This window comes from Streptomyces sp. W1SF4, from assembly GCF_003950035.1.
Lineage (GTDB): Bacteria > Actinomycetota > Actinomycetes > Streptomycetales > Streptomycetaceae > Streptomyces > Streptomyces racemochromogenes.
The window spans coordinates 523134-548754 of record NZ_CP034350.1; the positions used below are offsets into that span (position 1 = coordinate 523134).

The 25621-nt window shown below is 72.5% G+C and carries 20 protein-coding genes and 1 pseudogene; 13 read left to right on the forward strand and 8 right to left on the reverse strand.

Annotation, left to right across the window (positions count from 1 at the left end; all coding sequences use genetic code 11):
• The first annotated feature begins 207 nt into the window (after positions 1–207).
• On the forward strand, positions 208–789 hold the full coding sequence (locus D1J60_RS02680) for a snapalysin family zinc-dependent metalloprotease (protein ID WP_125819973.1): 582 nt from the start codon (positions 208–210) through the stop codon (positions 787–789).
• 134 nt (positions 790–923) lie between these two features.
• Here D1J60_RS02680 and D1J60_RS02685 read toward each other — a convergent pair whose 3' ends face one another.
• Positions 924–1400: a hemerythrin domain-containing protein gene (locus D1J60_RS02685; RefSeq protein WP_125602740.1), complete on the reverse strand. Its 477-nt coding sequence runs from the start codon at positions 1398–1400 to the stop codon at positions 924–926.
• A gap of 229 nt (positions 1401–1629) precedes the next feature.
• On the opposite strand from D1J60_RS02685, the gene D1J60_RS02690 reads away from it, so the two are divergent.
• Together D1J60_RS02690 and D1J60_RS02695 are read left to right on the forward strand one after the other, a co-directional pair.
• Positions 1630–2202: a hypothetical protein gene (locus D1J60_RS02690; protein WP_125819974.1), complete on the forward strand. Its 573-nt coding sequence runs from the start codon at positions 1630–1632 to the stop codon at positions 2200–2202.
• Between the two features lie 17 nt (positions 2203–2219).
• Positions 2220–2573 carry a hypothetical protein gene (locus D1J60_RS02695; RefSeq protein ID WP_125819975.1) on the forward strand — a complete coding sequence of 118 codons (354 nt, stop codon included), beginning with the start codon at positions 2220–2222 and terminating at the stop codon, positions 2571–2573.
• A 183-nt stretch (positions 2574–2756) separates the two neighbouring features.
• Here D1J60_RS02695 and D1J60_RS02700 read toward each other — a convergent pair whose 3' ends face one another.
• Positions 2757–3233, reverse strand: a complete 477-nt coding sequence (locus D1J60_RS02700; protein ID WP_125599208.1) for a cupin domain-containing protein — start codon at positions 3231–3233, stop codon at positions 2757–2759.
• Positions 3234–3588: 355 nt separating this feature from the next.
• Between D1J60_RS02700 and D1J60_RS02705 the strand changes: the two genes are divergently transcribed.
• The 5 genes from D1J60_RS02705 (at position 3589) to D1J60_RS02725 (ending at position 9894) form a co-directional block, all read left to right on the forward strand.
• Positions 3589–7008 (forward strand): Ig-like domain-containing protein, encoded by a 3420-nt coding sequence (locus D1J60_RS02705; RefSeq protein ID WP_125819976.1) that lies wholly within the window; start codon positions 3589–3591, stop codon positions 7006–7008.
• Between the two features lie 141 nt (positions 7009–7149).
• Positions 7150–7563 (forward strand): ribonuclease domain-containing protein, encoded by a 414-nt coding sequence (locus D1J60_RS02710; RefSeq protein ID WP_125819977.1) that lies wholly within the window; start codon positions 7150–7152, stop codon positions 7561–7563.
• Positions 7564–7717: 154 nt separating this feature from the next.
• Positions 7718–7933 (forward strand): hypothetical protein, encoded by a 216-nt coding sequence (locus D1J60_RS02715; protein ID WP_125819978.1) that lies wholly within the window; start codon positions 7718–7720, stop codon positions 7931–7933.
• A gap of 162 nt (positions 7934–8095) precedes the next feature.
• Entirely contained in the window at positions 8096–8773 is a 678-nt protein-coding gene (locus D1J60_RS02720) for a response regulator transcription factor (protein ID WP_125599198.1), read from the forward strand.
• A gap of 29 nt (positions 8774–8802) precedes the next feature.
• On the forward strand, positions 8803–9894 hold the full coding sequence (locus D1J60_RS02725) for a histidine kinase (RefSeq protein WP_125819979.1): 1092 nt from the start codon (positions 8803–8805) through the stop codon (positions 9892–9894).
• A gap of 61 nt (positions 9895–9955) precedes the next feature.
• Here the strand turns inward: D1J60_RS02725 and D1J60_RS02730 are convergent, their stop codons facing one another.
• The 4 genes and pseudogenes from D1J60_RS02730 to D1J60_RS02745 form a co-directional block, all read right to left on the reverse strand.
• Positions 9956–11425 carry a non-reducing end alpha-L-arabinofuranosidase family hydrolase gene (locus tag D1J60_RS02730; RefSeq protein ID WP_125819980.1) on the reverse strand — a complete coding sequence of 490 codons (1470 nt, stop codon included), beginning with the start codon at positions 11423–11425 and terminating at the stop codon, positions 9956–9958.
• A gap of 99 nt (positions 11426–11524) precedes the next feature.
• Positions 11525–12355, reverse strand: coding sequence for a carbohydrate ABC transporter permease (locus D1J60_RS02735; RefSeq protein ID WP_125819981.1), 831 nt, complete (start codon positions 12353–12355; stop codon positions 11525–11527).
• Positions 12352–13198 (reverse strand): annotated as a pseudogene (locus tag D1J60_RS02740) (sugar ABC transporter permease). The gene D1J60_RS02735 and the pseudogene D1J60_RS02740 overlap by 4 nt, the downstream one beginning before the upstream one ends.
• Before the next feature lie 4 nt (positions 13199–13202).
• The gene (locus D1J60_RS02745) at positions 13203–14489 is read right to left on the reverse strand and encodes an extracellular solute-binding protein (protein ID WP_125819982.1); all 1287 of its coding nucleotides are present in this window, start codon (positions 14487–14489) and stop codon (positions 13203–13205) included.
• A gap of 230 nt (positions 14490–14719) precedes the next feature.
• Between D1J60_RS02745 and D1J60_RS02750 the strand changes: the two genes are divergently transcribed.
• The 5 genes from D1J60_RS02750 to D1J60_RS02770 all read left to right on the forward strand — a co-directional run bounded on the left by D1J60_RS02750 (position 14720) and on the right by D1J60_RS02770 (position 21996).
• On the forward strand, positions 14720–15733 hold the full coding sequence (locus D1J60_RS02750; protein WP_125819983.1) for a LacI family DNA-binding transcriptional regulator: 1014 nt from the start codon (positions 14720–14722) through the stop codon (positions 15731–15733).
• A 9-nt stretch (positions 15734–15742) separates the two neighbouring features.
• The gene (locus D1J60_RS02755; RefSeq protein WP_125819984.1) at positions 15743–17962 is read left to right on the forward strand and encodes a glycoside hydrolase family 3 N-terminal domain-containing protein; all 2220 of its coding nucleotides are present in this window, start codon (positions 15743–15745) and stop codon (positions 17960–17962) included.
• Positions 17959–19428 carry a glycoside hydrolase family 43 protein gene (locus tag D1J60_RS02760; RefSeq protein ID WP_125819985.1) on the forward strand — a complete coding sequence of 490 codons (1470 nt, stop codon included), beginning with the start codon at positions 17959–17961 and terminating at the stop codon, positions 19426–19428. Before D1J60_RS02755 ends, D1J60_RS02760 begins: the two co-directional genes overlap by 4 nt.
• An 80-nt stretch (positions 19429–19508) precedes the next feature.
• Positions 19509–20480: a glycoside hydrolase family 6 protein gene (locus tag D1J60_RS02765; RefSeq protein ID WP_125819986.1), complete on the forward strand. Its 972-nt coding sequence runs from the start codon at positions 19509–19511 to the stop codon at positions 20478–20480.
• A 76-nt stretch (positions 20481–20556) separates the two neighbouring features.
• On the forward strand, positions 20557–21996 hold the full coding sequence (locus tag D1J60_RS02770; RefSeq protein WP_125819987.1) for an endo-1,4-beta-xylanase: 1440 nt from the start codon (positions 20557–20559) through the stop codon (positions 21994–21996).
• A 48-nt stretch (positions 21997–22044) separates the two neighbouring features.
• Here the strand turns inward: D1J60_RS02770 and D1J60_RS02775 are convergent, their stop codons facing one another.
• Positions 22045–24513: a glycoside hydrolase family 9 protein gene (locus D1J60_RS02775; RefSeq protein ID WP_125819988.1), complete on the reverse strand. Its 2469-nt coding sequence runs from the start codon at positions 24511–24513 to the stop codon at positions 22045–22047.
• Between the two features lie 173 nt (positions 24514–24686).
• The gene (araD, locus tag D1J60_RS02780; protein ID WP_125819989.1) at positions 24687–25424 is read right to left on the reverse strand and encodes an L-ribulose-5-phosphate 4-epimerase AraD; all 738 of its coding nucleotides are present in this window, start codon (positions 25422–25424) and stop codon (positions 24687–24689) included.
• Positions 25425–25621 lie beyond the last annotated feature (197 nt).

Genomic DNA, 25621 nt, shown 5'->3' on the forward strand with positions numbered 1-25621 from the left:
GTCCTGCCCGCTGACCGGGCACCGGCCGGAGCACCGCGCGTAAATGGCTGGCAGGTGCATGACGAGTCGACGGCGTACGGGGCTACCTTCTTAGAGCTCCGGAGGGGCGGCTGTCCGAACGTCCGGCCCACTGACGGGCGGTGGCGGCGCCTCCGGCTCCCCGGCTCCGCCCCAGGGGCCGGACCCCCACACCCGAAGGAGCACGCCATGTTCCTGCGCACCTGCCTGAAAGTCGGCACCTCCGCGGCCGCGCTCGTCCTCGCCGCGGCGAGCGCCGCGACCGCGGCCCCCACGCCCGCGGCCGCGCCCGGCTCCCCCGCTGCGGCAACCGTGACGCTCCGTTACGACGACAGCCGGGCCGGCGGCTGGGAAGCCGCCGTCGCGGCCGGGGTGGCCTCCTGGAACGCGAACGTCAGCAACGTGCGGCTGGTCAGGGCCGCACCGGGCGTCCGGGCCGAGATCGTCATCGTGGCCACCACCGGCTGGCCGCAGGCCACCCTCGGACCGGTCCGTCCGGGGCGGCAGGTGCGGGTGGAACTCGGCGCGGAGGCCGTGAGCCAGGGGTACGACAAGACCCGCATCACGGCGCACGAGCTGGGCCACAGCCTGGGCCTCCCGGACACCAAGCCGGGACCGTGCACGCAGCTGATGTCCGGGTCCAGCGCCGGGACGGCCTGCACCAACGCCGTGCCGAACGCCACGGAGCGCTCGCGCGTGCAGTCCGCGTACGCGAACGGGCTCGCGGCGCCCGTACCCGCCGACGGCCGGGTCCTCGTCGACGCGCCCTGACGTACGGCGAGCCGTCAGGGACGCAGCCGGACCGGGCTGGTCGGGGCGGCGGGGTGTGGGGCAGGTCCCCGGCGCTTGCTGCCGGGGACCTGCCGTGAGGGTGTCGTGGGGGTCCTCGTGAGGCTGCCCCGGCGTCACTTGGAGTCAGCGCTGGGAACGGCGAGCGGGTCCCGGGGCGCGTCGTCCTTCGCGGCCTGGAGCCGCTCGCCGAGCTCGGTGAGCCGGTTGCGTCCCATCGCCTTGCGGACGTCGGGGAACCACTCCTGCTCCTCTTCCTCGACGTGGTGGCGGACCTGCTCCATCAGCACCGACATCTTCGCCTTGAACCGTTCGTCGCCCGGATCCATGTCCTTGATCTCCGACAGCATCCACACCACCGCGTGGTGCTCCTCGATGCTCTCCAGGATGTGGTCGGTGGTGTCGGGGGCGGCCTCGCGGGCGGCCGGGTAGAAGAGCCGTTCCTCGATCCAGGCGTGGACCGTGAGCTCCTCGATCACCTCGTCGGCGATCCGGCGTCGCTCGGCGGTGTCTTCGTCGTCGGTCTTCTCGAAGCGCTTGAACAGCTTCTCGACCGTCTTGTGGTCCTCGCGCAGCAGCACGATCGCGTCCATGACCAGGCCTCCTTCAGCGGAACGAGTGGTGGCTGAGCACCCTCGCACGGGGCTCCCGGAGCCGGACCCGCACACGCCGCCCCCGGGGGGACCGTCACTCACCTGGATGCCAAGGCGGAGGGCGGCGACGGCGGGGTGCGGCGGGGCACGGCACGGTTGTCACCGGTGCCCTGCGCCCCGGACACGCGCCGTGCTAGCTTCAACCGCCCGCACGCCACTGGAGGCAGCGTTGACGCGACCCCGACCCGCAGTCCTCTTCGACCTGGGCAACGTCCTGTTCTGCGATCCGTGGGAGACCCTCCTGCTGACCCCCGGCGCGGGACTGGCCGACCGCATGGGCCTGGGCCACGCTCTCGTGGCCGCCGCCGCGCGTCGGCTGTGGGACCGCTACAGCCTCGTCGAGGCCGACGAGGACGCGTACTGGGGTGAACTGGGCCGGGCCCTGGACGTGGTCATCGACCCGGCGCGGGTGGCGCAGGCGGAGGCGGAACTGCTGCGCCCCGGGCCGCACGCCCGAGCGATGCTGGCCTCGGCGGCGGCGGGCAGCCGCGCGGTGGGCATCGTCTCGAACAACACCTCCTTCTGGTACGCGAAGCAGGCCCGCGTGCTCGGCCTGGACCGCTACGTCGACCCCTCGCTCGTCTTCCTCTCCTGCCGTCTCGGCGTGTCGAAGGGCACCGCGGGGCGAGGACTGCTGGAACTGGCCGCCGAACGGGCCGATCCCGCCCGGAGCCTGGTCGTCGAGGACCGCAGGACCCACGTGGAGCGCGCGGCGGCCGTCGGGTCAGCCTCCAGGCGATAACCAACCGCATCCAGATCATGAACTTCGCCTTCACCACCCTCTCGGTCGTGATCGCGGCGATGCTCACCACCAAGGTTTCCGGGGCGGTCCTGATCCCCGCCTGCCTGGTCTTCGTACCGGGAGCGGCCAAGGCGAGCCTGCTGATCTGGCTCGGCGAGTACCACCGGTCACAACGGGCCGGCAGGGGCGCGGCGCTCGTCGAGTCCCGCATCAACGGCCTGCTGGGGCAGCGGGACCTCGTGGGCTGGGAGTCCCGCCTGCTGTCGACGAGCACGCGGCGCTGTGCGAGGTCCTGTTCCTGCGCTTCTACCTCCGCCGCTGGCGCGTCATCCGCACGGCGGGACCGCCCCCGGCCTGACGCCGGGGGGTGACCGCCAGACCGTTCGACGAGCCTGGTGTCCTCGGCCGATTCTCGCCGCCCGTTGTCGCCGCGGCGTGGCGGGCGCGTGGCAACTGCCGCGACGCCCGTCCGCCCCACGGCGATGGCCCCGGCCGCGGGCCGCGGCCGGGGCCGGAGTGCTCCCCCGGCCGCGCCTGCGGATCCGGGTTCCGGCTCAGGCGTGCTCGTCCGACGCCTGCCGGGCGGGCTGTACCGACCAGCTCGGCGGCTCGTCGCCGCCCTCGGCCTCGTCGCGCTCCGCGTCGGCGAACGTCGCATGGACCTTGCCCGGGGCGTGGTGGACCGGCGCGTACACGGCGTAGAGCCGCAGGGGCTCGTCACCGATGTTGGTGATGTTGTGCCAGGTGCCGGCGGGGACGAAGACCGCCCAGCCGTCCTCGACCTCGCGGTCGAAGTCGAGCCGGTCCTTCGCGCTGCCCATCTGGACGCGGCCGCGTCCCGCGTCGAGCCGCAGGAACTGGTCGGTCTCCGGGTGCGCCTCCAGGCCGATGTCCTCGCCCACCGGGATCGACATGAGTGTCAGCTGGAGGTACTTCCCGGACCAGGCGACCGAGCGGTAGTCGGTGTTCTCCACCGTCGCCTTCTCCAGGTCGAAGCTCTGGGGTTCCGGCCCGATGTCCTTGATGGTCATGCTTCTCTCCCGGTCGACGGAGGGGGTACAGGCTCGGTCGCAGACGTTGCGCCGGACCAACCCTTTCAGATCCACCGGGGTGTTGTGGCCGGACGACCGCCGCCTCGGCCCTACGCGTATCTCACGCCGAGAGGCTCCGCCCTCACTCGATCAGTTCACCCGTAGTCCTTTGGACCTGCTCCGTCCGGGTGGTTCTTCAGGGGATCCCGGTGAATTCCCGTGACGCAGTGCCGGACGCCCGGCGGCGCGGACGGCCCCGCTGCCACAGTCCTCCCGAACAGCGCGCGGAGTCGCAGGTCAGGTGCGGCCGCAGGGCTGTAAGGAGAGGGATGTACAGAGCAAGAGAGCGGGACGCATGCTGAGCCATCACCTTCGAAGGCGTGCCTTCACCATCGTCGGCACCATGCTCCTCGTGCTGCAGTCGTTCCTGGTCCTCGGCCCTGCGGCCGCCCCGGCGTGGGCGGGCGACGACCAGAGGATCGGCACCGGCAACAACGAGCCGCACAACGCCACCGCCAACCCGCGAAGGCCCGGACAGGTCGCCGTCATGTCGGGGTGCACCGTCCACATCGACCTCAACTACGGCCGGGACGGCTTCCCGATCACACGGACCTCGACCGTCACCCCCTGCAACGGCGACCCGGTCCTCACCTTCGACGCCGACGGCCGCCTCTTCGTCACGCACCTGTCGCGCGGCGGACTGAACACCAACCCGACCCCCACCCGGCTCGGGGTCGGCGTCGGCCGGATCAACGACACCACGACCGCCGGGACCCAGACCTACACACCGGTCCAGGTGAGCGGGAACGGCAACATCGACCACGACAAACCGTGGCTGGTGGCCGACGCCAACCCCACCAGCCCGTACGTGGGCAACCTCTACATCGTCTGGACGGAACTCCCCGCCGCCGGCGGTTCGCGGATCCTGTTCTCACGGTCCACGAACGGCGGCACGACCTGGTCCGCGCCGGCCTCCGTCTCCCAGGCGGGCGAGGGATTCGTCTGGCCCTCGCACGCGGCCGTGGCCCAGAACGGCGACCTGTACGTCGCCTACCACACCGCCACCTGCGCGGGCGACGGAACGGCGGGCACCATCCAGCTGGTCCGCGACGGCTCCGGCGGTGCCGACCTCGCCGCCGGCACCCCCCGCCAGCGCACCGTGCCCTTCGGGGCTGGCCAGGCCAGCGTCACCTGCAACCGGCAGAACGACGCGACCACCGAGATCCCCGGAACCGACTTCTGGCTGCAGGGCAGCGTGCAGCCGTACATCCTGCCCGACCCGGCCCGGGCCGGGAACGTCTACGTCGTCGCCAACGACGACCCGAACGACAACTACGGGGACGGCGACGACGCCGACGTCGTCATCGCCCGCTCCACGGACAACGGCCTGAACTTCACCCGCGGCCGCGTCGACCACGGGCCGGGCCAGACCTTCGCCGTCATGCCCAACGCCCACATCGACCAGGACGGCAACGCCGTCGTCACCTGGTACGACAACCGCAGCGGCCGGCGCAACGGCGGCACCGGACCGAACGGCGCCGACAACTTCCTGCTGGAGCTGTACGGCACCACCAGCCGGGACGGCGGCCAGACCTGGGCGCAGGACTTCCGCATCAGCGACGCCCCCTTCGACCCCGACCGCAACGCCCCGTGCCGCTTCGGAAACGTCACCGGCTGCGGCACCGTCGTCGCCGGCGAGACCCGCCAGACCCTCCGGATCGGCGAGTACAACGGTGTGTGGACGGTGGACGGGATCGCCTACGCGTCCTGGACCGGCAACACCACCCCGCCGACGCCCACCAGCCCCTCCGCGGGCAACCAGGACACCTACTTCGACGTCTTCTCCACGCTCGGAGCCTTCCCCGACACCCACGAGCCCAACGAGTCGATCGACCACGCGGTGGCCGCCGACCTCGGCTCGAACGAGCAGTTCAACCGGCGCGGACTCACCCTGCACACCGCGACCGACGTGGACTTCTTCCGGATCACGCCCCGCCACACCGGCCACCTCACCACCGAGATCCGCTTCAACGAGGTGATCGCCCCGCTCGCGGTGCGCGCGTACGACAAGTTCGGCAACCGCGTCGCCACCGGTACCGTCACCACCCGCGCCGGCACCTCCACCGGCCGGCTCGCGATCCCGGTCGTCCAGGACGAGCAGTACTACGTGGTGGTCGGCGCCGCCGGCGTGACCGACCCGACGCGGCCCGGAGACGCCTCACCGACCGACCCGCCGCAGGGCACGTACGACCTCGTCGTCGTCAACCGGGCGGCCCCCGAGCCGTTCGCCCTGGACCTCAAGCAGCAGTCCGACTCGGGCCGCTCCGACAGCGACGACATCACCAAGACCGTCGGTCCGGACCTCTTCCTGCGCGTGAACGACGCCGAGCTGCGCGCGGCCGGCATCACGCTGTCGCCGGAGAACGCCACGCCCGCCCTCACCGACGACGCCCCCGGCTACAAGGTGGCCGTGGAGCGCGACGGGGAGCGCGTCGGCTTCGCCACGCCGGTCGACCCGGTGAACAAGCCGGGGCTGTACCAGATCCACCTGGACCCGGTCCTGCGGGAGGGCGAGAACCAGATCACCGCCGAGGTGATCGTCGTCGACCCGTCCGACGACCCCCGGGCCGCCGGCACCGCCCACGTCACCGGCTCGGGCGCGGAAAGCGCGCACGCACTGGTGATCACCCTGGACACGACCGCGCCGGCCCGGCCGCCCGCCGCGCCCGACCTGCTGGCCTCCAGCGACAGCGCGGGCAGCGACGTCGACAACGTCACCACCCTCATCAAGCCCGCCTTCCAGGGCTGGTCGGTCGAGCCGAACGCGCTGGTGCGGCTTCGGACCACCCCGGCCGACGGCGGCACGGCCGTGGTCGGCAAGGACACCGTCACTCCGGCCGGTGAGTACGAGGTCGTCAGCTCGGCGCTGCGCGACGGCCGGTACGACGTCGACGTCGTCCTGGAGGACCTCGCCGGCAACGTGAGCCCGGCCTCCCCCTCCCTCCCGGTGACCATCGCGCACCACTCGCTCAGCCTCGCCGGTGCCACGGCGGACGTACTGGTCGACCTCGCTCAGGGCCAGGTCACGGGCTACCCGGGCGTCCCGGGCGGTTTCGTCGGCATCCAGGGGATCCCCCTGGTCAACCTGGACGCGAACGGACACGGCGCGGCCGTCACGGGCGGGACGGGCGACGACCGGCTCTCCTTCACCCCGCTCGGTGTCAGCAGCGGCCGGCTGACGCGCGGGGACTCCGCGCACGTGGTGAGCTTCTACAACGTCACCGGTGACGTGGGAATCAGCACCGACGGCGGAGACGACGAAGTCACCATCGTGGGCACCACCCGGGGCGACCGGATCCGCGGTGTGGTGGACACGTTCACCACGCTCCACGTCGAATCCCTGCCGCTGGTCCGCAAGCCGGAACCGCTCGTGCCTCTGCTCGGCCTGCGGATCACCACGGCGCAGACCGAGCGGATCGGTGTCCTGGCCCGCGGCGGCAAGGACACCGTCGACTTCCTCGTCAGGGACTCCGTCAGCGCCAACATCTCGGTCGACGGCGGAGACCCGTCCCACGTACGGCCGGAGAAGGGTGACGAGCTGATCGTCCGCGCCGGCTCGCCCGAGGGCCTGCTGAAGCAGGAATCCGACGGCACGTCGGGCTCGGGCTCGGTCCTCGTCGCCTACCCGCACACGACCCAGGCCAAGACCCGTATCGACTTCACCGACACGGAGGCCGTCACGCTGAAGGAGGGCGGGCACAAGGACCGGGGCTAGGACGTGTCCGACGGCGCCGGGGTCGCACCGGCCCTGGCGCCGACGCCCCGGTGACGACCGGGAGACGTCTGCCCAACTAGTTGAAAAACAAAGAGCATTGGCGTTGACGAGGCCCGCTCTACGCGCGTCATCATGGGCCGCATGAGGATTCCCCCACGCATCGCGGCCTTCGGTGGAGCAACCGCCCTCGCCGCCACCCTCCTCGCGGGACCGGCCGCCCACGCCGCCCCCGCGTCCGTCACCTCCACGGCTCCCGCCGCCGTGCAGGCAGTCGGCAGCGTCTGCTACTCCGCGCTGCCTTCCCAGGCACACGACACGCTCACCCTCATAGACCGGGGCGGCCCGTTCCCCTATCGCCAGGACGGCGTCGTCTTCCAGAACCGCGAGCGCCTCCTGCCCGCGCACACCACCGGCTACTACCACGAGTACACGGTGATCACCCCGGGCTCGCCGACCCGGGGAGCGCGCCGCATCATCACGGGGCAGTCGGCGCACGAGGACTACTACACCGCGGACCACTACGCCTCGTTCCGCCGGGTGGTCTTCGGCTGCTGACCACCGAACGCCACACGTGCGCGGGCCCGTCCGGGGGAAGCCCGGACGGGCCCGCGCACGTGGCAGGGCCGGTGACCGTCCCCGCCACTCGGCGGGGGTGCACCCGACGGTCGCCGGATGGCCGCCGGGGCGCCCGCGGCTCCAGGCTGGTGGCATGACGCACCGTAGCCGCGAGGCAGAACCCGACACGGCCCACCGGCCCCCGGCCGGAGCAGCGGGCCGCCGCGACACCGGGCTGCGCGCAGGCGCACTGGGGGAACTCCTCGGCATGACGCTGGCGGCGGGCGGCCTCTGCCTGGCCGTACTGCGCCCCGAACTGCTCGGAGCCGTGGTGCACACCCTCGCCACGACAGCCGGCAGGCTCGGGTGACACCCCCGCCGACCGGCCGGAGCGCACCCCCCGAACGGCTGGATCCGCTCCGCCGGGTGTCCACGGTCCGTTCGTGACCGCGTCACCGCGTACCCTCCCGGACGTACGGTCGACGCCAGGCGGACGCCGGGACAGAGCAGACGAGTGTGAGGCGGGACGCCGGTGATCCGGGTGGTGGTGGTGGACGACGAGGCCCTGGTGCGGTCCGGGTTCCGGATGATCCTGAACGCGTCCGACGACATCGAGGTCGTGGCGACGGCGCGGGGCGCGCAGGCCGCCGAGGTCATCCGGCAAGAGCGGCCGGACGTCGTGCTCCTCGACATCCGCATGCCGGACGTGGACGGTCTGACCGTCCTGCGGCAGATCCGGGAACTGCCCGCACCGCCGCAGGTGGCCATGCTGACCACGTTCGACACCGACGAGTACGTCCTGACCGCGCTGCGCTCGGGAGCCTCCGGCTTCCTGCTCAAGGACACCGAGCCCGAACAGCTCGCCCAGCTGGTCCGCACCCTGGCCGCGGGCGGGGTGGTGATGTCGCCGAAGGCATCCCGCGCGCTGCTGCGCGGCCACCCGGGGGCGGGAGCGCCCCAGGACGCGGACGTGGCCCGCGTCGGCCTCCTCAGCGACCGGGAACGCGACGTCCTCGTCCTGGTCGCCAACGGCCTGTCCAACGCCGACGTCGGCACGCGCCTCCATCTCAGCGCGGGCACCGTCAAGGACCACGTCAGCTCGATCCTGACCAAACTGCGGGTCACCAGCCGGGTCCAGGCCGCACTCCTCGCCGAGCGGGCCGGACTGCTCGGCCGCGACGGCGACGACGCGACGCGCGGCGACGGATGACGGGCGGGGGCGGGGCGCCGTGGCGGCGGATGCCGCCCTGGGCCGTCGACGCGGGCCTGGTGGCACTGGCCGGGCTCGACGCCTGGATCAGCCTCCTGGGCGAGGGCACCCCCTTGATGTGGGCCTGCGCCGCCGTGGGCTGCGCCGGACTGTTCCTGCGCAGGCGCCTGCCGCTGGCCGTCTTCCTGCTGACGCTGCCCATGACCCTGTTCATGGACGTGGCGGTCGCCCCGATCGCCGCCCTGTACACCCTGGCCGCGTCCACCCGCAACCGCCCCCTGCTGGCGGGCTGCGCCCTGCTGAACGCGGCCGCGGACACCCTCGTATGGCCGTTGCCCGGCGCGTTCACCGGCGACCGGACCTGGACGCTCGTCCAGTTCGTCTACACCCTGGCCACGGCCGTCGCCCCCGTGCTGTTCGGCCAGCTCGTGCAGGCCCGGCACGACGTGGCCCGACAGCTCGTCGAGGTCAAGGAGGCCCGCGAGCACGAACGCGCCCTGTACGCCCAGACCGTCCTGGCCCGCGAACGCGCCCAGCTGGCCCGCGAGATGCACGACGTCGTCTCCCACCAGGTCAGCCTCATCGCCGTACGGGCCGGAGCGCTCCAGGTCGCCGCGAAGGACGCCGACGCCCGCGAGGCCGCCCGCACCATCCGCACCCTGAGCACGAGGACCCTCGACGAACTGCGCCACATGGTCACCCTGCTGCGCGCCTCCGGCGGCAGGGAGACCGAACTGACCCCCCAGCCCACCCTCGCCGACCTCCGGCAGCTCGTCGCCAACAGCGGCATCGAGACCACCCTGGCCGGAGAGCTCCCCACCGGCATCAGCACCACCGCCCAGCGCACCGTCTACCGCACGGTCCAGGAAGCCCTCACCAACGTCCGCAAACACGCCCCCGGCGCCCGCGCCGACGTACGCCTGTGGCACGACGCGCACCACTTCGGCGTCACCGTCACCAACACCGCCCCCACCCGCCCCTCGGTCGCCCTGCCCAGCGCCCGCCACGGCCTCGTCGGCCTGCGGGAACGCGCCGAACTGCTCCACGGGGCCTTCACCGCCGGACCCACCCCGGAGGGCGGCTACGAGGTCGCGCTGCGGGCCCCCGTCCGGGCCGACTGAACGGCCGGACGGGGGCGCGCCGCGGCGGGCCCGGTGGTGCCCCGGACCCGCCGCGCCGGATTCAGCGCCGCAGTGTCAGCAGGCCCGGCCGGTAGGGCCACAGCCCGTAGTCGCCGCCCACCTTGGGGTCGCGCCCCTGGTAGAGGAACTGCAGGTTGCAGGGGTCGACGGTGAACGTCTGGTCGGCGCTGGTGCGGATCAGCTCGCCGTGGCTGATGTCGTTCGTCCAGCCGGCGCCGCTGTTGGCCTTGCCGGCGAAGGGACTGCCCTCGGTCGCGGCCTGGGGGGTCCAGGAGCCGTCCAGGCTGGTGGCCGTGAACGAGCGGAAGTACCGGCCCTGCGTGCCGATCGCCTCGACGATCATGAGGTAGCGGTTCTGGCCCTGGAGCTTGTAGACCTGCGGGGCCTCGAACAGGTTGTCCGTCGTGTCGCTCATGACCACGGTCGAGCTCGTGCCGAAACTGCCCGGGAAGTTCCCGATCGGCATGCCGGCCCGGTAGATCTTGCCGTTGTCGCCGGCGAAGAACAGGTACATGTTCGTCCCGTCGCCGATGAGCGTCTGGTCGATGGGGCCGGTTCCGGGGCCGGCGATGCTTCCGGAGAAGAGCTCCTGCTCAGCAGACCAGCCGTTCGGGTTAGCGGGGTCGGTCGACGTCCGGTAGGAGAAGGCGGTCCTGCCCCACTGGTAGGCCAGCACCCAGATGTTCTTGGGCGCGAAGTGGAAGAGCGTGGGCGCGACCGCGGAGGAGGACATCCCGTTCTGGGCGGCCGAGGCCATCTCCGACCAGTTGGTGAAGGGGCCGAAGTTCATCGAGCCCCAGCTCGCCCCGGTGTCGTGCGTGGTCGCGTAGACGAGCTGCCGGCCGTTGTAGGGCGCGACGGTGAAGTCCTTGAGCGAGGCCCACCCCGGCTTGGGCTGCGCCAGCGGGCCGGTCGACGTCCAGCGGTACGACGACGGGAGGGCGCAGGTGCCGGGGGTGCCGCCGCCGGCCCGGACGAGCTGCCACTGCTGGTTGGTGCCGCCCCAGTCCTCGTACTGGACGACGTTCGCGTTGTCCGCGGTGGAGCCGCCCTGCACTTCGAGGGCCTTGCCGCTGTGGCGCGCGATGAGCCGTACGTAGCCGTCGGGGCTGTCGGCGAGCCGCCACTGCTGGTTGGTGCCGTTCGCGTCGGCCCACTGGACGATCGGGGCGCCGTTCGCGGTGGACCTGTTCTGGACGTCCAGCACCTTGCCGGAGTGCCGGGAGGTGATGCGGTAGTAGCCGCCGCCGGAGTCGACGAACCGCCACTGCTGCTGGGCCTGGTCGTTCCTGGTCCACTGGGTGATGCGGGCCCCGTCGCCCGTGGCCAGGTTGTAGACGTCCAGGGCCTTGCCGCTGTTGCGGTTGACCAGCACGTACGAGGCGTCGGGGTCGACGGCCGCCGCGGCGGCGGGCTGTGCGCCGAGGAACGCGGTCAGGAGCAGCAGGGGCGCCAGCAGGGCGAGCAGACGCCGTGCCGGGTGGGCTGGGGAGGGAGGGCGGAACCGCATCGGAGAGCTCCTTCGTGTCGTGGCCCGGATGAGAGGGGCCGGCGGATGTTAGCGCTAACAACTTTGGGGTGGCGAGTACGCCCGTCCCGCGCGGACGGGTCAGCCCTTGGTGGCGCCCGCGGTGAGGCCGCCGATCAACTGCCGCTCGGCGACGGCGTAGAACGCGAGGGCGGGGACCATTGCAAGCACGATGTAGGCGAGGACGAGCGCGTAGTCGGTCGCGTACTGGCCCTGGAACTGCTGGACTCCGACCGGGACGGTCTGCCAGTCCGGGCCGTCGAAGACGAGCAGCGGCAGGAAGAAGTTGTTCCAGCTCGCGACGACCGCCAGCACGGACACCGTGCCGAGCGCCGGGCGCGCCATCGGCAGCAGGATCCGCCAGAAGAAGCGGAACTTGCCGCAGCCGTCCATGACGGCCGCTTCCTCGACCTCCGCCGGAATGGTCCGGAAGAAGCCGCGCAGGATGACGATCGTCGTGGGGAGCCCGAAGGCCGCCTGCGGGAGGATCACTCCGAGCGGGTTGTCGAGCAGGCCGAGGGTCCGCAGCAGCAGGAACAGCGGCAGGACGGCCACCGAGAACGGGAACATGAGCCCGATCGTGAACAGCGTGTAGAAGAGCTCCCTGCCCCGGAAGGCGTAGCGGGCCAACACGTACGCCGCCATCGCGGAGGCCGCCACCGTGCAGCACGTCGTGCCGATCGCGATGCCCGCGCTGTTGGCGATCTGCCGCCAGAACACGCCGTCGCCGAGGATGCCGGTGTAGTTGCCGGCCTTCCACCGCTCGGGCAGCCCGAACGGGTTGGCCGTCAGCTCGCCGGTGCTCTTGAACCCGGAGACGACCGCGTAGACGAGCGGCGCGGCGACGAAGGCGCCGATCACCCAGACCACGGCGTGCAGGGACAGGCCCCGTACCGTCCTGCGGGCGTTCATCGGCCGCCTCCCGGAGTGAGGGCGCCGCTCAGGTCCCGGCGGAGCACGTAGCGCTGGTAGAAGAGGGAGAAGACCAGGCAGATCATGAACAGCACCACGCTGATCGCACTGGCGTAGCCGACCTGGTGGCGCTTGAAGCCGAACTGGAACATCGAGACCGCCATCGTCTCGGAGGAGTGGTTGGGTCCGCCCGCGGTCATGACCCACACGAGGTCGAAGAGCTGGATGGCCCCGATGACCGAAAGGAAGGTGCTGATCCGGATCGTCGGGCCGAGCAGCGGCAGCGTCACGTGCCGAAAGCGCTTCCAGGGGCCGGCGCCGTCGATGGAGGCCGCCTCCAGGACCTCGCCGGGGATGCTCTGCAGTCCGGCGAGGAAGAGCATCATGTGGAAGCCCCCGCAACCCCTCCAGGCCGAAGGCGCCGGCGAGGTGGTCGGCCATACCGGCACCGGGGAGGAAGACCATCGTGAAGAGGACGGCCGTGACCACCTCGGACAGGATGTACGGCGCGAAGAACAGCATCCGGTAGACGGCCCGCCCGCGCAGCCTCTGGTTGAGGAGGACGGCGGTGAAGAGCGCGAAGGGCAACTGCACCGTGACCGAAAGGACGATCAGGTAGAGCCCGCGCTCCAGGTCACCGAGGAAGACCTGGTCGTGGAAGAGCCTGGCGTAGTTCCCCCACCCGACGAAGTCGTCCATGGGGCCGGTCCCGCTCCACTTGAAGAGGCCCGTGCGGACGGCGACGGTGATCGGGGCGAGGACGAAGACGAGGAAGAGGGCCAGGGCCGGGAGCAGGAACCAGGCCACCGAAGCCCAGCTCCGCAACCCGCGCGGGGCGGACACGGGGTCAGGCACCCTTCGCTGCCTCGGTGATCGCCGTGGTGACCTGTTCGGGGGTCTTCCTGCCCGCGATGAGGTCGGCCACGCTGTCGTTGACCTCCTGGCCGACCGCCGGCGGGTAGGCCTGGTCGAGGAAGAGCTGGAAGCCCGTCGCCCCGGCCAGGGTGTCGGCCACCGCCCTCCGGTTGGCGTCGGTGAGCCCGCTCTCCGCGCCCCTGACCACCGGCAGGTAGCCGTTGGAGGCCAGGAGCCTGGACTGGTTCTCCAGGACGAAGAACTTCAGGAAGTCCAGCCCCTCCTTCGGGGCGCCCTTGCGCAGCGCGAAACCGCCGCCACCGCCCAGCACCTCGGTGGCCCGGCCGGCACCGCCGTCCACCGTCGGGAAGGGGAAGAAGCCCAGGTCCGCCCCGAGGTCCGCGCCCGCGTCCTTCTGGACCGAGGGTGCCCACTGGCCCATCAGCTCCATGGCCGCCCTGCCGTTGCCCATGGTCGCGGCCTGGCCGCCGGGCGTGGAGTAGCCGGCGCCGAGGAAGCCCGGCTGGAAGGGCTGGAGGTCGACGAGTTCCTTGAGCCGGCTGCCCGCCAGGACGAAGCCCGGGCCGGTGAAGTCCTTGGCGGCAGCGGCCCGCTCCAGGGCGGGGAGTCCCGCGAGGCGCATCGCCAGGTAGGCCCAGTAGAAGTGACCCGGCCATTTCTCCTTGCCCGCGAGGGCGATCGGCGTGACGCCTGCCGCCTTGAGCTTGCCGACGTCTTCGAGGAGCTCGGCCCAGGTGGCCGGCGGAGCGGCGATGCCGGCCTTGGCGAAGAGCTTCTTGTTGTACCAGAAGCCGACCATGCCGACGTCGTAGGGCACCGCGTAGGTGCGGCCCTCGAAGCGGTAGGCCTGCAGGGAGACCGGGGTGAGGTCGGACGCCCAGCCGAACGCGTCGGTGAGGTCCTCGACCAGCCCCGCGTCGACCTGCTGGCGCAGCACGCCGCCTCCCCAGGTCTGGAAGACGTCGGGGAGCCTTCCCGACGAAGTGACCGCTGCGAGCTTGGACTTGAACGCCTCGTTCTCCAACGAGGTGGTCTTGATCGCGATGTTGGGGTGGGCGGCCGTGAACGCCGTGGACAGCTGCGGGAACAGGGACCTGCCCGGTTCGGTGGTGGCGATGTTCCACCAGGCGAAGGTCACTTCGCCGTCGGCCGCCGGCACCGGTCCGGAGCCGCCGCCGCAGGCCGCGGCGAGTGGGGCCGACAGGACGGTCAGGCCCGAGAGCGCGAGGAAGCGTCGTCGGCTCGGGGGTGTCGCCATGGGACCTCCGGGGTGAGGAAAGCCGGTTCGAGTTCGAAATGTTTCGTAACTTTCTCGAATTCGCGCTGCCACAAACTAGGAACGTGTGGCCCGTCGGTCAAGCCTTCTCGCTGAATCTCCTTTCACAGAAGCCTACTTATCGCTTGACAATCGGGTCGCGCCAATCGGAAACTCCTCGAAAGTTTGCGATACCTGTCGACAGCCCGCGGCGTCCGCGCGGAGGAGAGAAATTGAGCGAGCAGCGTCCGACCCTGGCCGTCATCGCCGCCGAGGCGGGGGTCTCCCAGGCCACCGTGTCCAAGGTGCTCAACGGCCGCGCCGATGTCGCGGCTTCGACACGCGAGCGGATCGAGAGCCTGCTGCGGTCCCACCACTACCTCCATCCCGGCCGGCAGGGCAGGGCCCGCAGGTCGGGCCTGGTCGATCTGATCATCGGCGGTCTGGACAGCGCGTGGGCGGTGGAGATACTGCGCGGCGTCGAGGCCGAGTGCGCCCAGCGCAGCGTGGGCACCGTCGTCTCGCTCCTCCCGCCGGGCGAGGCCACGCCGTCGAGCTGGGCCGCACTGCCGGTCCTGCACCACAGCGACGGCGTCATCCTCGTCACCGCCTCGGTCACCCGGGCCCAGCGCGCCCAGATCGAACAGGCCGGGGTGGCGCTGGTCGTCATCGACCCGATCGACCTGCCGGGCAACGGTGTGCCGAGCATCGGCGCGACCAACTGGGCGGGCGGCCTCGCCGCCACGGAGCACCTGCTGGAGCTGGGGCACCGCCGGATCGCCGCGATCGGCGGGCGCAAGGAGATGCTCTGCAGCCAGGCCCGCATCGACGGGTACCGCGCCGCGCTGGAGCGGGCCGGGATCGAGGTCCACCGCGAACTGATCCGGTTCGGCGACTTCCAGCACGAGGGCGGGTTCCGGCGCGCCCGGGAACTGCTCGCGCTCCCCGAGCCGCCGACCGCCATTTTCGCCGGAAGCGACCAGCAGGCGATGGGCGTCTACGAAGCGGCCCGGCAAGGCGGACTGAGCGTCCCGGGAGACCTCAGCGTGGTCGGCTTCGACGATCTGCCGATGTGCGGATGGCTGTCACCGCCGCTGACGACCGTGCGCCAGCCGCTGGAGGAGATGGGCCGGCTCGCCGCCCGCACGCTCTTCCAGCTGCTCGACGGCCAGCCCCTGGTCAGCCCCCGGATGGAGCTCTCGACCGAGCTCAAGGTCCGCCTGTCCACCGCCCCGCCCCGTCCCTAGGAGAACTCCTTGACCGAGCCCTGGCGCGACCCCCTGCTGCCCGTGTCGGTGCGCGTGGCCGATCTGCTGGAACGGATGACACTGGAGGAGAAGGCCGGCCAGCTCACCGCGTTCTGGGCGCAGCCCTCGGCTCCGGGAGCACCGGTCGCGCCCGTGGAGGACGACTCCGGCGAGTCCCCACCCGGGCTCGACCACGTCGCCGCCCACGGACTCGGCCAGCTCACCCGGGTGTTCGGCACCGCGCCGGTCACCGCGAAGGCCGGGATGGAACGGCTCGCCGCGCTCCAGCGGCAGGTGACCGCGTCGGGCCGCTTCGGGATACCGGCGGTGGTCCACGAGGAGTGCCTGACCGGGTTCATGACGTGGGGCGCGACGGTCTTCCCCGCGCCGCTCGCCTGGGGCGCGTCCTTCGACCCCGCGCTCGTGCGCCGGATGGCCGCCGCGATCGGCGCGGGAATGCGGCGGGCCGGTGTCCACCAGGGCCTGGCACCGGTCCTGGACGTGGTCCGCGACTACCGGTGGGGCAGGACGGAGGAGTGCATCGGCGAGGACCCCTGTCTCGTCGCGGCGATCGGCACCGCCTACGTGCAGGGCCTGGAGGGCGCCGGCATCGTGGCGACGCTCAAGCACTTCGCCGGGTACTCGGCCTCCCGGGCCGGCCGGAACATGGCCCCCGTCGCGGTGGGGCCGCGCGAGTTCGCGGACGTGCTGGTCGAGCCGTTCGTACGGGCGGTGCGCGAGGGGGGCGCCCGGTCGGTGATGAACAGCTACACCGATGTGGACGGCGTCCCCGCGGCCGCCGACGAACGGCTGCTGACCGGGCTGCTCAGGGGCGAACTCGGCTTCACCGGTGTGGTCGTCGCCGACTACTACGCCGTCTCCTTCCTGGAGACCCGGCACGGCGTCGCCGCTTCACGGGGCGCGGCCGGCGCGCTGGCGCTGGCCGCCGGGATCGACGTCGAACTGCCCACGGCCCGCTGCTACGGGGATCCCCTGACCGAACTCGTGCGGTCGGGAAGCGTACCGGAGGCGCTCGTCGACCGGGCCGCGGAACGGGTCCTGCGGCAGAAGGCGGAACTCGGCCTGCTCGACCCCGGCTGGGAACCCGCCGCGCCCGAGGCGGTCGACCTCGACCCGCCGGAGAACCGGGCCCTGGCCAGGCTCATGGCCGAACGGTCCACCGTGCTGCTCACCAACGACGGCATCCTGCCGCTGCGGCCCTGCCGGGTCGCGATCCACGGCCCGCACGCCGACGAACCCCGCTCCTTCCTCGGCTGCTACGCCTTCCCCAACCACGTCGCCGCTCCCGGCGGCCCCGGCCCGGAGATCCCCACGCTCGGCGAGGCGCTCGGCGCCGCCGGTTTCACGGTCACCGCGGACGACCCGGACGTGAACGTACTGCTGCTCGGGGACCGGGCCGGCCTGTTCGGCCGGGGCACCTCCGGAGAGGGCTGCGACGCCGAGACCCTCGACCTGCCCGGCGACCAGGCCGCACTCGCCGCCGCCGTCCTGGACTCCGGTGTGCCGACCGTCCTGGTCGTCGTCTCCGGACGGCCCTACGCGCTGGGCGGGCCGGCCGAGCGCGCCTCGGCCGTCATCCAGGCCTTCTTCCCCGGCCAGGAGGGGGCGACGGCGCTGGCCCGGATCATCAGCGGGGCGGCGGAACCGTCCGGACGGCTGCCCGTCTCCCTCCCCCGCCGGGCCGGCGGCCAGCCCGGCACCTCCCTGCACGCCCGGCTGGGCGGGCGCACCGACTGGAGTTCGGTGGACCCGACCCCGCTGTTCCCCTTCGGGCACGGGCTGAGCTGGACCCGCTTCGCCTTCTCGGAGCTGTCGGTGGATCCCGGGGCCCCGACGGACGGGGCCGTCACCGTCTCGGCCACCGTGCGCAACGTCGGCGACGTGGCCGGGACCGAGGTGGTCCAGCTGTACCTCTCCGACCCCGTGGCGTCCGTCGTCCGGCCACAGCAGTGGCTCGCCGGATTCGCCCGGGTCGAGCTGCCCCCGGGCGCGGCCGCCCGGGTCACCTTCTGCGTCCATGCCGACCGGACCTCCTTCACCGGGCTCGACCTGCGCAGGAGGGTGGAGCCCGGCGAGATCGGGGTGGCCGTCGGACGGTCCGGCGGCGACCTCCCGCTCCGCGGCTCCTTCACCCTGCGGGGGCCGGTACGCCATCCGGCCGCCGACCGGGTGCTGTCCGTGCCCGCCGATGTCGTCCCGGTGCCGTGACCGGGTTCTGCGGTGACCCCGTACTGCCCGGGTTCCGGCCGGACCCGTCCGTCTGCCGGGTGGGAGCGGACTACTACCTGGTGACCTCCAGCTTCGAATGGTTCCCGGGCCTTCCCGTCTTCCACAGCCGTGACCTCGTGAACTGGCGGCGCATCGGATCCGCGCTCGAGCGGGCGTCCGGGCTCGACCTCGCCGGCTGCGCTCCCTCACGGGGGCTGTTCGCGCCGACGATCCGCCACCACGAGGGACTCTTCCATCTCGTCTGCACGCTGATGGACGGTCCCGGCCACTTCGTCGTCACGGCGACGGATCCGGCGGGGCCGTGGTCGCGGCCGCGGTGGCTGGACGGCGAGGGCTTCGACCCGTCGCTGTTCTTCGACGACGGACCGGACGGAGGCGACGGCCGTGCCTGGTTCACCGCCGCCCGCGTGGTGGACGAGGCCGCCGGCCGCACCGAGATCTGGATGCGCGAGTACCTTCCCCGCGAACGACGGCTCACGGGACCCGAGTACGTCCTGTGGGCGGGGAGCCGCCCGGGCGCCCGGTGGTCGGAAGCCCCGCACCTCTACCGGATCGACGGCACCTGTCTCCTGCTCACCGCCGAGGGCGGCACCGACGTGGACCACAGCGTGGTGGCCGCCCGCGCCGGCCACGCGACCGGCCCGTACGTGGGCGCCCCCGGCAATCCGGTGCTGCCACCCGCCCGGGGCCCGGTCACCTGCACCGGGCACGCCGACCTCGTCCGCACCCCGGACGGCGAGTGGCGGGCCGTCCTGCTGGGCGTCCGGCCGGGCTCCGCGCTCGGCCGCGAGACCTTCCTCAGCCGGATCACCTGGGACGACGGCTGGCCGGTCTTCTCCCCCGTCCGCCACACGGGCCCGCGCCGCCCCCTCCACGACACCTTCGCCGCCCTCCGCGCCGACTGGAGCACCCTGCGCACCCCGCCGGCGCCGTTCTGGACCACCGGCGACGGACTGCGCCTGCGGCTCCGGCCCGAACGCCTCGGCGAGCGCACCACCCCGTCCCTCCTGGCCCGGCCCCAGGAGCAGCCCGAGTGCGACGTCTCCACGGAACTGCGCTTCGTTCCCGCCGCACCGGGCGAAGAGGCGGGCCTCGCCGTGGTCCTGGACGACGACACCCATCTCCTCCTCCTGCGCACCGCGGAAGGACTCAGCCTCCGCCGGGGGCCCGAGGTGCTGGCCCGGGTGCCGGTCCCGCAGGGCCCCGTACGCCTGGGGGTCCGCATCCGGGGCTTCCGCCACACCTTCGGCCATGCGGTACCCGGCGGCACCCGGCAGGACCTGCCCGCCGTCGAAGCCACCTTCCTCACCCCCCTGTTCACCAGCGTCCAGCTCGGCCTCTACGCCACCTCCAACGGCCGCCCCTCCACCAGCCACGCCCACTTCCCGTGGTTCGACATCACCTACCCGAGCCGGGAGCAGCCGCCCGGACACCGGGGCGTGTGACGCGCGGCCCACGGGCCCGCCCCGGGCAGCGCACTCCCCCGACCGGCAGCGCTTCCCCTTCCCCCACCGGAGGACCAACCATGCGCCGATCCGTCCGAGCCGCATCCGCCCTGCTGACCGGCGTCCTCGCCGGCGCTCTCGCCCTGCTCCACGCCGCCCCGGCGTACGCCGCCGACCCGACCACGATGACCAGCGGCTTCTACACCGACCCCGACAACTCCGCGCTGCGGTGGACCGCGGCGAACCCCGGCGACGGCCGGGCCTCGGCTATCCGGACGTCCATCGCCGACATCCCGGCCGCCCGCTGGTTCGGCAACTGGAGCGGCGACATCGCCGCCGCCGCCGGCTCCTACGCAGGCCGCGCGGACTCCGCCGACAAGCTGCCCATTCTGGTCGCGTACAACATCCCCGACCGGGACATCTGCGCCGGTCATTCCGGCGGCGGCGCCGGGAGCCGCGCCGCCTACGAGAGCTGGATCGCCGCCTTCGCCGGCGGCATCGGCAGCCGTCCGGCCGTCGTCATCCTCGAACCCGACGCGCTCGGTCACGAGAGCTGTATGACGGCCGGCCAGATCGCCGAGCGCAACGCCATGCTGAAGTACGCGATCGCCCAGTTCAACGCCAAGGCGCCCCACACCTGGGTCTACCTGGACGCCGGGAACGCCGGCTGGATCGGCGCCCCGGCCATGGCGCAGCAGCTGGCCGCCGCCGGGGTCGGCGGGGCCCACGGCTTCGCGCTGAACGTGTCGAACTACTTCACCACCGACCAGAGCACGTCCTACGGCAACGCCGTCAACTCGGCCCTGCGCTCCTACGGCTACACGAAGCCGTTCGTCGTCGACACCAGCCGCAACGGCAACGGCTCCAACGGCCAGTGGTGCAATCCCGCCGGCCGCCGGACCGGTACCCCCAGCCGGCGCGGCGGCGGTGCCGAGATGCTGCTGTGGATCAAGGTCCCCGGCGAGTCCGACGGCAACTGCGGCGTCGGGGCCGGCTCCTCGGCCGGGCAGTTCCTGCCGGAGGTCGCCTACAAGATGATCTACGGCTACTGAGTCCGCACGCGGATCCGTTCCCGCCCCGCTCCACTCCTTCCGTGCCCTTCCTGTTCTCTCTCCTGGAGGCTCATTCATGGGATCGAACGCCCTTCCCCCGCTCCTCGTCCGCCGCAAGAGCCGGGGATTACGCGCGGCCCTGGCCGTCGCCGTCCTCGGTGCCGCAGCCGTGCTCGCGGCTCCGCCGGCCTCCCAGGCCGCCGAGGGCACGCTCGGTGGCGCGGCCGCGCAGAGCGGCCGCTACTTCGGCGCCGCCATCGCCTCCGGTCGGCTCGGCGACGGCGCGTACACGTCGATCGCGGGCCGCGAGTTCAACTCGGTGACACCCGAGAACGAGATGAAGCCCGACGCCACCGAGCCCCGACAGGGCCAGTTCAGCTTCGCCGCAGGTGACCGCGTCTACAACTGGGCGGTGCAGAACGGCAAGCAGGTACGCGGCCACACCCTGGCCTGGCACTCCCAGCAGCCCGGCTGGATGCAGAACCTCGGCGGCGGCGCGCTGCGCCAGGCGATGACCAGCCACATCAACGGGGTGATGGCCCACTACAAGGGCAAGATCACCCAGTGGGACGTCGTGAACGAGGCCTTCGCCGACGGCAGCTCAGGGGCCCGGCGCGACTCCAACCTCCAGCGCACCGGCAACGACTGGATCGAGGTCGCCTTCCGCACCGCGCGCGCCGCCGACCCCGGCGCAAAGCTCTGCTACAACGACTACAACATCGAGAACTGGACGTGGGCCAAGACGCAGGCCGTGTACGCCATGGTCCGGGACTTCAAGCAGCGGGGCGTGCCGGTCGACTGCGTCGGCTTCCAGTCCCACTTCAACAACGACAGCCCCTACGACGGCAACTTCCGCACCACCCTGCGGAGCTTCGCCGCCCTCGGAGTCGACGTGGCCGTCACCGAGCTCGACGTGCAGGGCGCCCCGGCCGCGACCTACGCCAACGTGGCCAACGACTGCCTGTCCGTCCCGCGCTGCCTCGGCATCACCGTCTGGGGCGTACGGGACACCGACTCCTGGCGGTCGGAGCAGTCGCCGCTGCTGTTCGACGGCAACGGCAACAAGAAGCCGGCGTACACCTCCGTGCTGGCCGCGCTGAACGCCGCCGGTTCCTCCACTCCGATCCCCTCACCCGGTTCGGGGCCGGTCAAGGGCGTCGGTTCGGGCCGCTGCCTGGACGTGCCCGGTGCCGCCACCGCCGACGGCACCCGGGTCAACCTGTGGGACTGCAACGGCCGCGCCAACCAGCAGTGGGCGTACACCGCCGCGGGCGAGCTGCGGGTCTACGGTGACAAGTGCCTGGACGCCGCCGGTACCGGCAACGGCGCCGCCGTCCAGATCTACGGCTGCTGGGGCGGCGACAACCAGAAGTGGCGGCTCAACCCGGACGGATCCATCGTCGGCGTCCAGTCCGGCCTCTGCCTTGACGCCGCCGGCAACGGCACCGCCAACGGCACGGCGCTCCAGCTCTACTCCTGCTCGAACGGCGGCAACCAGCGCTGGACCCGCACCTGAGGCCCGCCCCGGCGAGGGTGGCGACACCCTCGCCGGGGCGCTGTTGCCTCAGGAGCAGACCGAACCGCCGAGCGTGAAGCGCGCCGGGGGTGCGTTGGTGCCCGAGTACGTCGCCTGGAAGCCGAAGCTCGCACTGGCGCCGGGCTCCAGGGTGGCGTTCCACCCGGCGTCCCGGGCGGTGACCGTGCTGCCGGACTGGCTCACCGTGGCGTTCCAGGCGTTGCCGATCCGCTGGTCACCCGCGAAGCTCCAGCCGAGGGTCCACCCGGAGAGCGGCGTGGTCCCGGTGTTCCGCAGGCTCACGGTCGCCGTGAAACCGTTGCCCCAGGCGTTGTCGATCCGGTACGCCACCGTGCAGGAGGCCCCCGCCGCGTCGTCGTCCGCCTCCGTCGCCGTGAACGTCGCCGGCTGCACGCCGGGACCGCCTGCGGTGAACGTCGCGCTGCCCGGCGACGCGTCGGCGTCCTGCGCGGCGGAGACCGCAACCGGCTGCGCCGTCGCCCAGTCGGCCGGGGTGAACACCAGGGTCGCTGCCGCCGTCAGGTCCGGGTCGCCGGAGCCGCGGGCCACGGTCACCGTGACGTCGCGCGCGGGCGCCGCCGAGAGCCGTACGCCCACCGGCACCGATCCGCCCTCCGGGACCGTCACGGCGGCCGGTGCCACCTGGACGGCGGGAGCCGCCGGGGCGCCGCGCCGTTCGGCGGCGAATGCCGCCAGCCAGGCCAGCGACGCGTTCCAGTTGATCGCCACCTCGTTGGTGGAGTACGAGCCGATGTCGTCCGTGTAGCAGGCCGCCGGCGCGCAGCCCTGGAGCTTCTCCCTGGCGACCGGGTCCTCCAGGGCCGCGTTCGGGCCGCCGGCGAAGGAACCGGCCGGCGGGTGCGGCAGTGAGGCGTCGTTCTGGTGTGCCCAGAACCGGTGGTGCTGGTTCTCGGAGTGGCGTTCGCCGTGGCCGGTGACGTAGGAGAGGTCGAGCGCGTTGCGGCCGAGCAGGTAGTCCAGGGACTCCAGCGCTCCGGCCCGGTAGCGCTGCAGGCCGGTGAGCTCGTACGCGACGGCCATCACCATCGCGTTGTTGGTGACGGAGCTGTTGGAGCCCCACGCGTACCCGGTGGCGGGGAGCGGTACCGGATAGCCCTGTCCGGCCATGGTGGAGAGGTGGCCGTCGGCGGCCGTGGTGAGCAGGCGGCGCAGCCGGGCGAGGTCGTCGGCGGGCAGGCCAGCGCCGGGGACGGTGGCGAGCGTGATGCGGCCGAGGGTGGCGGTGCCGCCCCACCAGAACCCGTCGGCGGGCCTGGTGTGGTGCGGGGAGGAGGTGACGGCGTCCCGGTAGCGGGACTCCCCGGTGGTGGCCAGGAGTTCCGCCGCCGCCCAGTAGAACTCGTCGGAGACGTCGGCGTCCTCGTACGCGCCGCCGCCGGTGTTGTCGCTCGCCGGGGCGAGCACGTCCGGGTTGGCCTCGGCGGCCGTCCAGGCGCGGCGGGCCGCGTCGAGGCAGCGTGCGGCGAACGCGCTGTCGTAGGGCGCGTACACCCGGGCGCACTGCGCGGCCGAGGCCGCCAGGTTCAGCGTCGCGGCGGTCGACGGCTTGTGCAGCTCGCGCTGCTCGGCGTCGAGATCGGGCCGGGTCGGCAGGGCGGTCCACTGGGCGTCGTGCAGCTTGTGGAAGGCCATCCCGGCCATCGGCTTCCCGGCCGGGACCTGCATCCGCAGCAGGAACTCCAGCTCCCAGCGGGCCTCGTCCAGCACGTCCGGCGTTCCGTTGCCGCGCTCCGGCACCCGCAGCGTGGAATCGCCGAGCGCGGCGTCGCCGCCCGTACGGCGCGCCCGCTCGAAGGAGTTGACCATCTCCCAGACGGAGATGCCGCCGTTGACGACGTACTTGCCGTGGTCGCCCGCGTCGTACCAGCCGCCGCGGGCGTCGACGCGGTAGTCGCACACTCCCGCCCGGCAGGGGACGTCGCTGTCGCCCTTGTTCGGGGCGATGCCCAGGTGCCCGGCGGGGCGGGCGTAGGCGCTGCCGCCGGCCAGGGCGGCGTCGATCGGGATGCCGCTGCGCTGCTGGTAGAAGAAGGACATGCTGTCCGCGCGCAGGGCGTCGTACAGCGAAGGCGAGATGTCGAAGGGGTGGCTGGTGCGGCCGTCGACGCCGAGGGTGTAGCCGGTGCCGGTGCCGGTGTACGCGCCGAAGTCCACCAGGTGCGTGGACTGGCCGGACGCCTGGTCCGCGCCGCGCACGGCGGTGGTGCCCGAGGCGACCACCGCGCCCGTGGCGTCGCGCAGCTGCCAGCCGAGCGGGGCGGTCGCGGCGCTGGCCACCGTGGCCCGCTTGGGGCCGTCGGGGAGGTATCCGAGCTGGTTGACCCGGACGGGTGTGTCGGCGGCGGCGGCCGTGGGGGCGGCCGCCGCCGGAACGGTCAGGGCCGTCGTGGACAGGCCGCCGGCGGCGAGCGCCAAGCCGGTGAGCAGGGCGGCCGCGCGGCGGGGCACGCCGCGCGCGGGGGTGGCAGGAGGCACGGGTGGGGCCTTCCTAGGCGGGGGTGTGGGAGCGCTCCCATCAAGCCAGCAGTCGGACGGACCGTCAAGTAGCCGTGCGCAAAGGGGACTTGCCGCGCCCGCCCGCTGCGCGGGGAGCCGGGCGGACTCCGGCCGGGCGGCACTCCCCGTCCCGCGCGAGGAGGTGCGGCGTCTCAGCCTCCGGCAGCGCGGGGGGCGTTGCCGTAGTAGGCGTCCGGTCCGTGCTTGCGGGTGAAGTGCCGCTCCAGGAGGTGCCTCGGCGGGTCGGAGACGCCCCCGAGGCGGAACCCCAGTGCCAGCGTGTGCAGCGCCATCTCCGCCACGGCCTCGCAGACGACGGCGTTCTCCAGTGCGGCCTTGGCGGTGGCGCCCCAGGTGAAGGGGCCGTGTCGCGAGACGAGCGCTCCGGGGACCTCTTCGGCCCGGCGGGGGTCGGCGCCGAGCCGGGCGACGATCACCTGGCCGGTGTTGTACTCGTAGTCCTTGGCGCACTGGGCGGCGGTCAGGTCCGCCGTCACGGGGACGGGCCCGTTGAAGGTGTCGGCGTGGGTGGTGCCGAGCACCGGGATGGGGCGGCGCGCCTGGGCGAAGGCGACGGCGTGCGCCGAGTGCGTGTGGGTGACGCCCCCGATGGCGGGGAACGCGCGGTAGAGGCACCGGTGGGTTTCGGCGTCGGTGGACGGCCTGAGGTGCCCGTCGACGACCCTCCCGTCCTCCAGCGCCACCACCACCAGGTCCTCCTCGGTGAGGTCGGCGTAGGAGACCCCGGACGGCTTGATGACGAAGACTCCGGCGTCCCGGTCCACTCCACTGACGTTTCCCCAGGTGAGAGTGGCCAGCCCGGCCTCGGGGATCCGAAGGTTGGCCGCGAGGACCTCGCGACGGAGCTTCTTGAGATGGGTCTCGCTCACTGCGCCCTCACCGTCTTTCCGCCACGGGACCGATCGCGGGCCGGGTCGGCACCACGGCTGTGCTGCGGCTGCTGTCGCCGCCCTGCTGCTCGCTTGAGATTGTGAACGCTAACAAACGATAAGCTCAAGAGGTTACAGGGAGATTTCCGCTCACACCCTTCGAAGAACGCGGCATAATGTGAACGCCAACATCGAGA